Here is a 14397-nt window from a genome sequence, read left to right as displayed (position 1 = left end):
GCACATGAAACGATATTTTGTCATAACACACAAATCTGAGGACAACAGCCATATTAACGAACAGGATTTGCTCCCTGCATCTTGTAAGTTAATTACAGGTCTGGCTGTTATTGCTATCGTTAAAAAACAAACGGAGTTGATTGATGTAGTTGGAAGCCTCGCTTTTCCACAAGCATTAATTACCGACTTGTTAAACGATGAACACATTACGGGTTTATTTTACTCCTATTTACGCACACGAGCAAACGAATACGATAGTCGGGCATTCTTTGAAAGTGAAATCTTACCAGAAATTATCAGGGTGCTAACCAATGGCATCACATATTCTTGCCTGGATAAAGATGAACAGCAGGAACTGAGCGACCACATTGCTCAGATGTTCAACGAACAGTTTATCGACTATATCTATAACGAAGCCAATTTGTTTGCCAGAGGATTAGGAATGACCAACCTTGAGTTTTCCGATTTTATTGCCCAACAAACTTTGGTTTTTACCTATCAGCACAAGGATGCACTGTTCAAGAGAACCATCAAGACATACGAACAGCCGGAATCTTACGAATGTGGTAATATAAGCCTATTGATAAACGGTAATAGTTTTTTGCTACGTGATTACATGGTTATGGCTAACAGAAAGGTTAAGCATTTACACAAAGAAGTTATTCCTTTTCACGAGCCGTTGGAAGTAAACAGTAATATCTACACGGTATTTAAGAGCAACAAAAATAGTGGCGACAATATTCTGACCATTAGGATTTACATAGAGTACGAAGCTCCATCGAAAAAGGAACTTCAATTATCAAATACAAATCAGGAGGAAGCTACTAATGAACACGAGTGAGTTATTACATACCATCGCTAAAGACCGTATTGCAGGTCTGCGTACCATCGACAGCTACCAACTAAAACCAACTGTAATAAGGGTAACAAGTCCTGATATGTCACTTGATTTAAAAAATGACATGTGGATTCTTAACACCAAAGGGTTGTCGAATTCCATTGATGAATTGGATATGATAAGCAGTGATAATGTGTTTACCTCTACACCCGAAGAATACGACCTTATGGATGAATACCGCTACCAGGTATTTACCGATTACATAGACATCAAAACCCAAGCGGAGAACTTTAAACCGTACCGACTGGAGTTTGTGAAAATTATTCCCCACCGAAATTAATACAGTTATGTTGGATTACAGAGAACAGATACAAAGCATATATGAGTTTATCAAGCGTTCCGAGGCTGAACAGAAATACCCTTACGCTTACGAAATATATTTATTGACAGGTGTTGATGAAACGGCACTTACATCAAGGACGGCCGGAACAGAGATGTTCAACAACGACATTGAAAAGGCTATTGAAAAAGCAAAACATGCACATGGTACTTTACGTGTAGATGTGTTTGGAGGAAAAAGCCACAATGCCAAACACATAAATGGTTACACCATTAATGTTAGTGGATTGTTGAATCCACCCAAAGAACCAATTGAAAGAGCAGAAATACACACTATCATCAAAGAGGAAATGAAGCAGCACCAAATCCAGAATAGTACGGATGGATTGGGCGAAATCAATGGTTTATTGGGGTTGATTACTGGTGAAAACGAACAGGCAAAAGGTAAAGTTGAAAGCTTGTTTGGTCTGTTTAATGCCTTATCGGGTAACAATAAAGAAGTTGAGCGGATTAACTACCAAAAGCAACTGGACGACTTTAAGTTTGAGACACGTTATACAAATTTGGAAGAGAGGTATGAGCGTTTACGCAATGAGAATGCTGAGCTACGAGCTGAAAAAGACCGCTATCAAAGTGAAAATAAGGAGCTGAAAGGTGAAAATACAGACCTTGAAAACCGTCTTTCTGGTTATGCCCCCAATGAAGTGATGAAACGTGTAGCCACAGGTGCTTTGGTGGGGCTTGGCTCACGCATATTGACCAACAGTCCCAAAACAGCAGAATTATTAGGGCTTACAGCTGAAGAACTAAAAGGAGCTTTGGGGATGGTCGATGACAGTCCTGAAGAATCAGCCACAATTCCTGATACCAATGTAGAGATTACCGACATGGGTTCTGCAAGTTCACCTGAAGATAAAAAGAAAGCAGAAATTATTAAGAACCTATCCGATGCTCTTATGACATGGGAACTGCAAGATGTGGCCAAGATAGCCAACATAGTTGGGCTGTGCCTTGACAAAGCGGAACTCATCAATAAAACCCTCATGTTCCTAAATCAGACTGTACAGGGTATTCAAGAACAGGAAAACACAGATTTAGACAATAAATAAAACATACGATTATGCGAAAATTCAAAGTAGGAATCACGATTGAAGCGGAAGCTCCGGAGACAGCTAAGCAAATGGGAAACTTGATACAAAATGCAGTTAACAAAGTCGAACAAGAAGATATCATCAAACTCTTGACTAAGGTGGTGAAGAACCCAAAGATTGTAAAGTCAGCATTGAGATACATCTAAAAATTAAGCACCGTGCAAAAGCTTCCAGTACCAATAAACAAAGCAACATTAGTTACGACAGGACTTAAATATGGACTTCCCATATTGGGAGTTGGAATAGGCATTTATGCAGTTAAAAAACTGTTGTTCAAACGCAATCCGGACGGCACTTCGTCAAGGGTTGCTCCATCAATCAAAGATACGTTGATAAACAGGCAAAACCTGACCATATCACCGTCTGATGCTGCCTTGTTTGCCAATACGCTTTATGGTGCAATGCTTGATATTGGTACGGATGAAAAGACCATTTACAGTACCATTGACAAAATACAATCTAAGGATGACATGCTATTGGTGATAAAAGCCTTTGGTATGAAACAATACCTATGGGGTGCCAGAGCAGCATTTTTAGGTCAGGACTACAATTTAATCGGGTGGCTAAGAGCTGAATTAAGCGAAAAAGAAATCGCAAAAATTAAAACCAAGTTCGATGGTTGGGGAATCCCTCTCTAAACACAATTATAGCTATGGACAAGAAACAAAAAAATATATTATTTATTTCGGGAGGGTTAGTAACCACAGGGGCAATAGTTACCACCGTTTTATTTATTCGCAGACGCAATAAGAAAAGACGGCAAGGGCTATTGCCCCATCGTGGTTCAAACATTTTAACTACCAACAACAATTCATTGCCTACTGATTTTCTAAATTGGAACGGTGGCAATACTTATCTATCCAATGCACCCAGAGGAATCCGAAACAACAATCCGGGTAACCTGATTTACACAAACATTAAATGGAACGGCAAACTGTCCAAAGAGCAAAACAAAGATAGACGGTTTGAAATGTTTAAAGCTCCTGAGTACGGTGTCCGAGCAATGATTAAAGACCTTAAACATGATATTGAAAAAGGTAAGAATACGGTTCCGGCACTAATCGAGGAATACGCACCCAAATTCGAGAATAATACAGCAGCTTACATCAATACAGTTTGCAAGGATTTAAAAGTGAGCAAACAGGCAAAACTACTGCCAACTAAAAATACACTTCGTCTTCTAGTACTTTCAATAGCAAGGGTTGAAAATGGGGGCAATTACGTCACCAATCAACTGTTTGATAAGGCTTATTCAATGATATAAAAAGACACAAGACAAAAGTATCAAGACACAAGACTATAACCATCATGGTAAATCATCTTGATACTCAAATCTTAATACTTGATACTAAAAAAATAATATATGGGAACTATAAAGATGTTTAGGGGAACGACCCCACCGTTACTAAAAAAAGGCGAATGGGCTTCCGATGGCCAGTACGCTTATTTAGGTATGGAACATGAACAATATAAGGTGTTTCAGGGCGTGTTCGATATGAGTAAAGATCAACAGATTTCAGGTTTTGAATATGACCTCGACCATAAAGCAATTATCATCCCATCGGGTACACCATTTTCCAAACTGCAACTCTTATTCGATTCATTGCCCAAGGCATTGAAATACCACACCAACGAGAGCGCAAGTATCAGCATCATGTTCGAGGATGGTACTTTTATCAACGATTTAGGAACATTTCTGGTACTTCGTGATTTTTCCTATTTGATAAACATCTGCTCATTGAGCAACAAGGCCGATGGTGAAGTAGGAACATACGTTAAGCCTGTTATATTCCAAAGTGACAAGGCAATTGAGGTTTACAATAGTGCCGTGAATTTTTCTGACATTCGTTTTGAGTACTCCGATGCCGGCAGTGGTGCATTGGCATTCTTGAACAGTACCACTAACATTGACGATTGTTGTTTTGAGGCAAAAGTTAATCAGTCTTGTGCATTTGACCGTGGATATAACAAGATTGTGTTTTCGGATACCTATTTCAAGATGAACCGTGATGTTGAGGACACGATTCTTGACAAAGCTTCCGTAGGTTCTTTTATCAATATTGCACGTTCAAAATCAGCTCCGGACTTTAGACCAAAGACCATTGTTCAGCAGATTTCTGGCGGACTTATAATCGCAGGGAATGTTGAAGACTTGTTAATTTCAGAAAAAAGTCCTGTGTATATGCCCAACGGAGGTATCGAGGTACATGGCGGTTTTGTTACCGACCCTGATGGAAATATCAATATCGCCATTCCAACAAAGTTGTCGCAGTTAGAAAACGATATGAACCTGACCTCTGATTTTGAAGAATTGGAAAACAAACCGAATACTATTTCTTCAGAACAGGCTACTGCAATTGAATACAACAACAAAAAGAGCAGTTACCCACAGGAGGATGCAGAGAAGTTAGCTGGGATTGAAGCAAACGCTACTGCTGGCGCAGACTGGGAACTAAATGTGCAGAACAAACCTGTTACAATTAGTCAGGAGCAAGCAGAAGCGATTGAAACCAACACTCAGAAGCGTACTTATCCTCAAACCGATGAAGATAAACTTTCTGGCATTGAGGAAAATGCAACTGTTGGAGCAGACTGGGAGGAGAATGTTCAGAATAAGCCTGTTACCATTTCCCCACAACAAACTGTCGATATTGAAACTAATAACAGTAAACGCAGTTATCCACAAACTGATGAAGATAAGCTTTCGGGTATTGAGGAAAACGCTACTGTTGGGGCTGATTGGGCTGAGAATGTTCAGAATAAACCAGTAACCATTTCACCTGAACAAGCAGGAGCCATTGAAGCCAATAGCGAAAAGCGAAGCTATCCACAATCCGATGAAGATAAGTTATCGGGAATTGAAGCTTATGCAACTGTAGGAGCAGATTGGGAGGAAAATGTACAGAATAAACCTGTAACCATTTCTCCGGAACAAACCGAAGCAATTGAAACCAATACCCAAAAACGTAGCTACCCACAGGCTGATGAAGACAAACTTTCAGCCATTGAAGCCTATGCCACTGTTGGCGCAGACTGGGACCTAAATGTGCGAAACAAGCCTGTAACCATTTCTCTTGAACAAGCAGAAGCTATTGAAGCTAATACCCAAAAGGTAAGTTACCCACAAGCTGATGCCGATAAGTTGGCAGAGGTTGAGGAAAACGCTACTGTTGGCGCAGATTGGGAAAGCAATCTACAAAACAAACCTGTTACCATTTCTCCGGAACAGGCAGCAGCTATTGAAACCAATAGCCAAAAGAACAGCTACCCACAGGTGGATGCAGATAAACTTTCAGGTATTGAAGAGAACGCAACTATTGGTGCAGATTGGGACAGCAATGTCCAAAACAAGCCAACCACAATATCGACAGAACAAGCAGCAGCCATTGAAACCAATGCTCAAAAACGCAGTTATCCTGAATCCGATGAAGAGAAACTATCAGGAATAGAAGAAGGTGCTACTGTCGGTGGGGATTGGAACAGTAATATACAGAATAAACCAGTAACTATTTCTCCTGAACAAGCAGAGGCTATTGAAGCAAATACGCAGAAGCGAAACTATCCACAAGTCGATGAAGATAAACTTGCAGGGGTTGAAGAGAATGCAACCATTGGAGCCGATTGGGATGCAAATCTTGTTAATATTCCAGAGTTCCTTAAGAAGTTCTTCCAGATTTATGCTGATTCAGGAATCTTTTCTGGAGAAGATTGGGAAACAAAACTGACTGAGATTCTGAACTTCCAAATCAACTTTATGAAAAACTTTGTGGATGCTGATGTTGATAGCCTTTCAGTTAACGTTGCCGGAAACAACCTGAAACTGACATTTAAAGACGAAACAGATAAAACAATCACACTTGATTAAATATCTAAATGGATAAAAAGGGTTACATATCAAGAATTCGTGAAGACTTGCGTAACGCTCGTAAGCACTCTAAAATCACTATTGAAAGCATTGCTAAAAACTTCGGTATTACCAACAAGAACCTTGTTAAAGAGTTTACCGAACTGGCAATAATCCTTAACGCAAGAGAGGTAGCACACGATAGTTTGTTAAGCACTTACGAAAAGTATCTTGATATTGTAGCCCTATATCAATCACAGGTAAATCTGTCCATGCGTACAAGCATGAGTGTTCTCATGCAACAATATTCTACTCCTGCGCCAATCTCGTTCCTGGCATCGAGTTACATTCTTAAATCAGAAAGTCTATCAGGCTACAAAGCCTTTAAGAACATAGTTAAAGGAAGTACCAAGGGTAAAGTAGTGGGTAATGCTCATCTTACCAATGATAAAAATGACTTTCCAAAATACCTAGAACCATCGGCAGGGAACGGATTATTGACAATAGCATTGCCTTATCACTTTACCCATGTAAATGAATTGGACGATGTAAGGCTCTCAAATCTTAAAGAACAACCTTTTGCCAAGATCAGCTCTTGGGATGCATTGAAGCCTCCAGCAACTTACGATAAAAAATTTGACGGAGTAATAACCAATCCACCTTTCGGCTCACTTTCTGAACCTATTCTATTCGGAAAATTCAAGATTAAGCGATTGGAACATGCAATGGCATTAAATGCCTTGCGCTGCATGAAAGACAATGGCAAAGCAGCCATTATTATTGGTGGTCATACGACTTGGGATGAGCAAGGCAGGGTAACCGCCGGGAATAACCGCATATTTCTGAACTTCCTCTATCATTTTTACAATGTAGAAGACATCATTCCGATTAACGGCAAAAAGCTTTACTCCAGACAAGGAACATCAATCAATACCCGATTAATTCTGATTGATGGAGCAAAGAAAATACCTGGAGGCGCAGCTCCGCTTAAAAATAAATTACACAGTACTGTAGTCAATAACCATGAAGAACTTTGGGATAGAGTTTGGCTAGAACCTCAGAATACAAGCAATGATACGCATAAGCTTACTTTTTTAAAACTACGAGCTAAAGCAATTCAAATCAAACAAAAACAACTCTCAATATGAAACAGGCAATAGCATTAACAAAAAACAGCATTACCGTAAAGTTTGGTAGTGTTCCACCACAACATATATCGGCAAGGCTTATTGAGTTAGGTTTTAAAACAAGTAACAACAAAAGCTTTGCCCGCACCAAGAAACTGGCTCAAAACGAACATGAATATCTTCAGGGCATGTTCGGTCATAAAGGCTTGGGTATGGCATATATCCCTACAGCCGAAAAAGGTTTTATCCTGGATACAACTGTACCCGATTCGATGGGACATGAAATGCACATTGCAATTCGTAAAATCAAGAAGAGTATTGGGATGCCTTTGTTTGACTTCGTGGCAGAGAAACTCGATTACGAAAATGACGACTTGGTAAAATCCCTTTCGTGTGAACAGATTGATGCAGTATCATTAGCCATTTACAATATCGAAAAACGCAAACAAGGTATTATCGTTGGCGACCAAACAGGTATTGGCAAAGGTAGAACCGCAGCAGCTTTAATTCGCTACGGTGTAAAAAGTGGTTTGCAACCAATATTCTTATCCGAAAAGCCCAACCTGTTTACGGACTTGTACCGTGATTTATCAGACATAGGAAGCTCCGCTCTGGTTCCCTTTATCGTGAATACAAAGGAGAGTAAAACCAACATTAAGGACAAAAGTGGAGAGATTATTTACACAGCTCCCGAAAAGCCAACTCAGGAACGAATTATTAAGAGTAAGAAAGCACCCAATAACTACAATTTTATTTGTGCTACTTATTCTCAATTCAATCAGCCAAAGAAGCCAGCCAAACAGCAGTTTTTAACTTCTGTGGCAAATGGTAATATCATTATCATGGATGAAGCTCATAATGCCTCAGGCAGTTCCAACACAGGCGAATTTATGCAAGATGTATTACGCCAAACTAAAGGCGTTTGTTTCCTATCAGCCACATTTGCTAAGCGTCCTGATAATATGCCGATTTATGCTCAAAAAACATCAATGAGCGATGCCAATATGAGTAAAGAGGATTTGGTTGAAGCCATTATGAAAGGTGGTGTAGCATTACAGGAAGTATTGGCAGCACAGTTGGTTTCCGAGGGACAAATGATAAGACGTGAACGTTCTTTTGAGGGTGTAGAAGTAAACTACATCGAGTTGAAAGAAAAAGCCAAAGAACAGGCTGATATTGCAGATAAAGTAACGGCTATCATTCGTGATATTATAGGCTTTCAGGAGAAGTACATCAATAAACAGGTTAAAGAACTTGATGGCATTGCAGCAGCCGAGGGAAAGGAAGTTGAAACACGCTTAGGAACAAGTAAAGCAGGGGTTGATAATGTACCATATTTCTCAAAGGTCTTTAACGTCATTAACCAACTGCTGTTTAGTATTAACGCTTCCGATGTAGCGAACCATGCTATCAAAAGGCTTAAAGATGGTAAGAAACCAATTATTGCATTTGCCTCCACAATGGGTAGCTTTTTAGAGGGTATGGCAAAACCTGATGATGTGATAAACGGAGACTTTTCTACCGTATTGGAAAAAGGATTGGATTCAGTTCTTCGCTACACCGAAAAAGATATTGACGGAGAAGGAAAAGGCAAAACATTCAATATTTCTGATTTGTCGGAAGAAGCGCAGTTGGCTTACCATGATATTATCAGACGTATTGAACAAGCTTCGACAGGAATCACAATCAGTCCCCTAGACCTGATAATTCAAAAAATTAAAGAAGCCGGTTATACGGTTGGCGAAGTAACAGGGCGCAAACTTTGTGTTCAGTATAAATCAATCAAAGCCAAGAATACAACGGCTTTGGTGATGAGTCGAAAAAAGGAAAATACAGCCGACTTATTCCGTCAGTTCAATGATAATGAGATTGACTGTTTACTAATCAATCAAAGTGGTTCAACAGGAGCTTCGGCACATGCTATTGTTACCGATAAAGTATCAGCTGAAAAAGTTAAACAACGTGTGATGGTTATACTCCAACCTGAATTGAATATCAACACAGAAATTCAAAAGCGTGGACGTATCAACCGCACAGGTCAGATAATGAAACCCATTTACGATTACATTATTTCGGCTATTCCTGCACAAAAGCGGTTTATGATGATGCTTAAAAAGAAGCTGAAATCATTGGATGCAAATACTACCTCTAACCAAAAGAGCAGCAAAAGTCAATTGGAATCGGATGACTTCTTGAATAAGTACGGTGACAAAGTGGTTCGTGGGTATATGTTGGAAAATGAAGAACTTAACAAGGCTTTAGATAACCCATTAAAGTTTGAGGGAAAAGACAGTGATGCAACGGCTACTGAGGGAGATGCTTCAAAGGTTACTGGTCGTGTTGCAGTTCTTTCAGTAAAGGAACAGGAAAAATTCTACAGCGAGATTATTGAGCGTTACAACGATTATATCGAATACCTCAAGCAAGCCGATGAATACGACTTAGAAGTGGAGATACTCAACCTAAAAGCAGAATCAGTTGATAAGAATGTGGTCATAGCCGGGAAAGGTGGACGTTCTGTTTTTGGAAATGATACCCTGCTTGAAAAGTGTGAATGTAACGTACTCAAAAAGCCTTATGGCAAGTCTGAACTTGAAAAGCTTATTAAGAAATACCTGAACGGAAAACACCCCGACAGTATTTCTGAAGAAATAGTTTCAGCTCACGAGAAGTATGTACATAACAAGCTAAGTACCGATTTAAAGGACTTAGAAAACAAGTATAAAGACTTATTAAATGGTATTACCGAAGAGAAAGGCTACGAGAAGATTCCTGTTTTTGAAAAGCAGCAACGAATGCAATATATCGTTGAGCGTGAAGAGGCAATCATTAAAGCAAAAGGGCTTGATACCACTCGAATAAAAACACAAAGCGAAAATCGCCAACGCTACCTGAATAACTTTTTCAAGTACTTTAAGGTTGGGCATGGTTATTTCTATCCTGCGGTAAGTTTTGAAACCGACAGCAGCGATAATTCCAACTGCATCTTTTTAGGTTTTGATATTAACCCCAAGCGCAAGAATCCTTATGCACCATCATCAGTAAAGTTACGCTTTGCGATTTCAGATAGCCGTAAATACATCGTTCTTGCTGCATCGGGAGATACAGCCAAAGAAATTGAACGAATTATGAGCCGCAGTATGCAGCTCACTTCTGGTCAAAAGGAAATACTAATTGACAGATGGGATGAAGCCATTAAAGCCTTTACAGCCGACCGTCAAAACCGCTATATCGTCACAGGAAACATACTACAAGGCTCTGCGGACTTTTCAGGCAAATTGGTAAGCTTTACAACTAAAGGAAGAGGCGTTCAAAAAGGGATTTTAATGTCAGAAGCATGGTCGCCTGATAACAACGATAATAAGGCTGATAACTATGTAGTCGCTCCAATAGCCAAGCTTCAAAAGCACATCATGAGCCTACGAAATGGCTCAACCATTGCCACCGAAAACAGAATCACAATAGTCAGGCATTATGATGATACTTTCAAGGTCATCATGCCCAAAACCAAAACACATATTCCCATTTATACCGATAAGGAAGTAGTAAAGCTTCTGGTCAATAATCGGGATGGTTTTGAGATGGTGTCGGGCAATATGAAAGCTTCGGTAGAGGAAAGTAAAATGCCGAAGCTGATTAACCTATTTGGTGAACGTTTCAGTCTATCGGTTAAAATTCCACGTCATTATTACGATGAGTATTTAGACAAAGGAACGAAGCGAAATAACACAACTGACAGTCTTACTAATGAAGCAATGCAGATGTTTGAACAGGATAAAAAGGAGTTCCCGAAACGACTGGCCAAACAAAAGCAATCAGCAAGCAAAGGCAAAAAGATAAAGCTTGATACAGGAAAGCAATTGAAGCTTGTGAAACTTCGTGCAAAGGCAATCTTGATTAAGCAAAAACAGCTAAAAGCAGTGGCAGGTATCTAATTCTATTCAGCAATAAACAAAAACATCTTGATATGAAACTTACAGTTAAAAATTACAAAGAGGCTACCAAAAATATAGACTTCAAGAAATTACCAGGAGCAGCTCGTGAAGCGCATAAAGAATTCGATTCATTTGCGGATTTCTATAATGAGGACAAGGACATTAAAGAAATGCTCGATAATCATTTTAAGATTGTTGAGCCTTACCTTAAACAGAATACAAAACGCTTTCCTGAACTTGAAGATAGGCATCCTTTAAATATCCTGGATAAAGAATCAGGACAATATAAAGAAGCGTTGAAGGAGTATCGAGAGGGTAAGAAAAAGAAAGCTACTCCAAAGAAACCTGCATCAAAACCCAAAACAACGAAAAGGAAAACAGCAGCTCCTAAAAGCACCACAGCCAAACAAGCACAACGAAAGCCCATTGAGGTTGACCTTATGCCATTAGAGATAAAGATAATCAAGCGTTATCTCAATTTTCATAACAAGAGGGTAAGCGAACGTCAGGTATCTCTTTTGTACAAGGTTATTCAAAAGGCAGCTACTGAGAAAACCATTCGCAAATCAAGCAAGTATGCAACTGAAATAAAAAGCATAGGGAATGACCTCATTAAGACTTATAAGGCTATGGATGGCGCATGTAAATTTGTCGTTCCGAATTCACTGTATTCAAAGCTGAAAAACATTGTTGATGATTACGGAGTAACTCCTGCGGTTGCTCTGATAAAACGTTTTATCAACCTGTATGGAAACATCACAAAAGCAAAAGCCCAAAGACTATTGACGACCGTTACCAATTCGTTAAAAAATGGTAAGGTTAAGAAGTCTGAAAAGGAGTTTGAACAGGTAAAGAACGTGCAAAAACACTTACACGATTATCTGGAGAGTGATAAACTGCTTGTTACCAATGTTCAGCTTAAAGGTTTACAGGGCATTGCCGGATTGGGAAAGTAAATGCCACTACCACGATTACGCCTAAAGGTAGTGGCACAAATAACAGGGCAATAACCCGAAGCTTTACAAGAACCACAGCCATTGCATCGGACCAGGTTGTTTTGGCAAATGACCTTGCCAAGATGAATTTTAAGACCATCTCAATTAGAGGTAAGTTCGGTAAGCTCTTAGGCAAACTGTATGTGCCATTCTATATAATGATTTATGGTTCACGCTTTCATGGCAAAAGTACAGTTGCCTTAATGCTTGCTGATGAATTGGTAAAGCAGCATCGTTTCAAAGTGTTATATGTAGCCAATGAAGAGGGGGTGAAAGGTACGATGCAGGAGAAAGTTGTACGACTTGGCATCAATAGCCCAATCGGAATTATTGAGGACTACAATCCCAAATTATTCAAGGATTACGATGTGGTATTTATCGACAGTACCCAAACCACGGAAGTCTCGCACGAGGCATTGGTGGAGTTAAAAAAGCAGTTCCCAAGAACCTCATTTGTAATAATCAATCAGGCAAACCGTGATGGCACATCTAAAGGTGGAACAAAATACGAACACCTTGTAGATGCAATCATGCACATCGAAAACAAGAGTGCTACAATGGAAAAGAATCGCTTTCCACAAGGCAGTCAGGAAACCATTAAAATATTTTAGGTATGAATGAAATGACAATTAAATTTTATTGGGTGGTCATTGCCGGGTTCAGTTCACTAATTGTAGGTGTAGTCTCTTTTGTAATCCGAAATGCTATATCGAGAAATGCTACAAAGGAAAGCGTTGAAGCTAAAACGGACTTACTAGAAAAGGATATTCTGCACCTCACAAAAGAACTAGAGGGAGCTGAAACCAAGTTTACCATACTGCATAAACGTGTTTCCGATTTAAGGGATAGCTCTAAGGAGATTTATGTGAGCAAGGAATTGTTTCACCAAACAATCAAGCAGCTTAATGAGAAGCTTGATACCATCTTAAAATTTGTAGAGCGATGAGAAAGATATTTGGAAAACTAACCAATGCCGGAGTTGCCGAAACACTCAAAGTAGGCACTAAACTCATTGATGAAATATTCACCACTCAAGAGGAAAAGCTCCAGGGAAAAATGGAGCTTTTTAAAATGGCTGTAGTTGACCGTGATTCTGCTAGAACTATGTACGCTCATGATAGTTGGCTACAAAAAATATTTGCAATCTTCTTTCTGGTTGCATGGTGCGGTCTAACCTTCGTTATGCTCAACTATTTTGTGTTTCAAACAATAGAATTACAGGATTGGCAAATAGCATTTATAAGCAGTATCAACGGTGGCATATCAACCAAACTTAGCACCATTATCGACTTCCTTTTTGGTGGTGCAATTTCTGGTGTAAACAATGTAAAACTTAAAGCCAAACGTAAGAATGAAGACATTTGAAGAACTCTTTAATGGTGTAGTAAAGCATGAAGGATACTACGCTAAAGTAACCGGAGATAAAGGCGGAGAAACCTATATGGGTGTTGCCCGAAATTTACATCCCAATTGGGATGGTTGGCAGCTTATTGATGAATACAAACAAGCATTTGGAGAAATAAAACGGAATACAAAGCTGGATATTCCAGGATTAACAGAGTTGGTTAAGGGTTTTTACAAACATAATTTCTACGATAAATATAAAATAGGCTACATTGTTTCTAGCTCGTTGCAGGAAATAATCTTTGATTGGTGCGTAAATAGTGGTTACTGGGGTAGTTGTGGAGTTCAGAAAGTATTGAATCGCTTCTTTGATTATGACCTTAAATTGGATGGGATTATCGGTAGGAATACGGTTAAGGCTATTAATGCTTGTCCGCAGGAAACATTATTTAATGCTATTAAATCTGCTCGTATTCATCATTATAATACAATTGCACAGATGGGGCAAAATCATAAGTTTTTAAAAGGGTGGTTGAGGAGAGTTTGTGTGATTAAATTTGAACAATAAAAATGTATAATATCCTTTGAAAAATTATCTCTTAAAAACAGTATGTGTTTTCATAAGAAAATGAAATAAAACTTAAAGATTTGCTATGTGAAATTTTGAATATAAAATAAAAGTGATTTTAATTAGGATATTTTTATGGAATAATGTATTGTGACATGTGCTATAGTGAATTCTTTTAAGCTTGAAATGTGCAAAAAATCATATTAAGATTTTCTACCTTTGTTTTAATTAATACACTTGATAAGTGATTAAAAAG

General features: G+C 38.9%; 14 protein-coding genes. All 14 read left to right on the top strand.

Going from position 1 to position 14397, the window contains the following annotated elements; all coding sequences use genetic code 11:
* The first annotated feature begins 4 nt into the window (after positions 1–4).
* The 14 genes from ACRD64_RS13845 (at position 5) to ACRD64_RS13780 (ending at position 14141) form a co-directional block, all read left to right on the top strand.
* Complete coding sequence (locus tag ACRD64_RS13845) at positions 5–841, top strand: hypothetical protein (protein ID WP_430933997.1); 837 nt, start codon at positions 5–7, stop codon at positions 839–841.
* Positions 828–1178, top strand: a complete 351-nt coding sequence (locus ACRD64_RS13840; protein ID WP_430933995.1) for a hypothetical protein — start codon at positions 828–830, stop codon at positions 1176–1178. Before ACRD64_RS13845 ends, ACRD64_RS13840 begins: the two co-directional genes overlap by 14 nt.
* 7 nt (positions 1179–1185) lie before the next feature.
* On the top strand, positions 1186–2286 hold the full coding sequence (locus ACRD64_RS13835; protein WP_430933994.1) for a hypothetical protein: 1101 nt from the start codon (positions 1186–1188) through the stop codon (positions 2284–2286).
* Positions 2287–2297: 11 nt separating this feature from the next.
* Complete coding sequence (locus ACRD64_RS13830) at positions 2298–2474, top strand: hypothetical protein (RefSeq protein ID WP_430933993.1); 177 nt, start codon at positions 2298–2300, stop codon at positions 2472–2474.
* Between the two features lie 12 nt (positions 2475–2486).
* A complete protein-coding gene (locus tag ACRD64_RS13825) occupies positions 2487–2966 on the top strand; it encodes a hypothetical protein (RefSeq protein ID WP_430933992.1) in 480 nt (159 codons plus the stop codon).
* Between the two features lie 14 nt (positions 2967–2980).
* Positions 2981–3592 carry a hypothetical protein gene (locus ACRD64_RS13820; RefSeq protein WP_430933991.1) on the top strand — a complete coding sequence of 204 codons (612 nt, stop codon included), beginning with the start codon at positions 2981–2983 and terminating at the stop codon, positions 3590–3592.
* Between the two features lie 99 nt (positions 3593–3691).
* A complete protein-coding gene (locus tag ACRD64_RS13815) occupies positions 3692–6193 on the top strand; it encodes a hypothetical protein (protein WP_430933990.1) in 2502 nt (833 codons plus the stop codon).
* 8 nt (positions 6194–6201) lie between these two features.
* Positions 6202–7320, top strand: coding sequence for a hypothetical protein (locus tag ACRD64_RS13810; RefSeq protein WP_430933989.1), 1119 nt, complete (start codon positions 6202–6204; stop codon positions 7318–7320).
* Entirely contained in the window at positions 7317–11234 is a 3918-nt protein-coding gene (locus ACRD64_RS13805) for a strawberry notch-like NTP hydrolase domain-containing protein (RefSeq protein ID WP_430933987.1), read from the top strand. The genes ACRD64_RS13810 and ACRD64_RS13805 overlap by 4 nt, the downstream gene beginning before the upstream one ends.
* 32 nt (positions 11235–11266) lie before the next feature.
* Positions 11267–12190: a hypothetical protein gene (locus tag ACRD64_RS13800; protein WP_430933985.1), complete on the top strand. Its 924-nt coding sequence runs from the start codon at positions 11267–11269 to the stop codon at positions 12188–12190.
* Positions 12191–12312: 122 nt separating this feature from the next.
* Positions 12313–12840 carry a hypothetical protein gene (locus ACRD64_RS13795; protein ID WP_430933984.1) on the top strand — a complete coding sequence of 176 codons (528 nt, stop codon included), beginning with the start codon at positions 12313–12315 and terminating at the stop codon, positions 12838–12840.
* 2 nt (positions 12841–12842) lie between these two features.
* The gene (locus tag ACRD64_RS13790) at positions 12843–13175 is read left to right on the top strand and encodes a hypothetical protein (protein ID WP_430933983.1); all 333 of its coding nucleotides are present in this window, start codon (positions 12843–12845) and stop codon (positions 13173–13175) included.
* Positions 13172–13594, top strand: a complete 423-nt coding sequence (locus ACRD64_RS13785) for a hypothetical protein (protein WP_430933982.1) — start codon at positions 13172–13174, stop codon at positions 13592–13594. Before ACRD64_RS13790 ends, ACRD64_RS13785 begins: the two co-directional genes overlap by 4 nt.
* A complete protein-coding gene (locus ACRD64_RS13780; RefSeq protein ID WP_430933980.1) occupies positions 13581–14141 on the top strand; it encodes a glycoside hydrolase family 108 protein in 561 nt (186 codons plus the stop codon). Before ACRD64_RS13785 ends, ACRD64_RS13780 begins: the two co-directional genes overlap by 14 nt.
* Positions 14142–14397: the final 256 nt, after the last annotated feature.

This window comes from Saccharicrinis sp. 156 (assembly GCF_050589685.1).
In the GTDB taxonomy this organism is placed as follows: Bacteria; Bacteroidota; Bacteroidia; order Bacteroidales; family Marinilabiliaceae; genus Saccharicrinis.
Note: the sequence above shows the minus strand (reverse complement) of the source record. Positions and strands in the feature narration are given on the sequence as shown.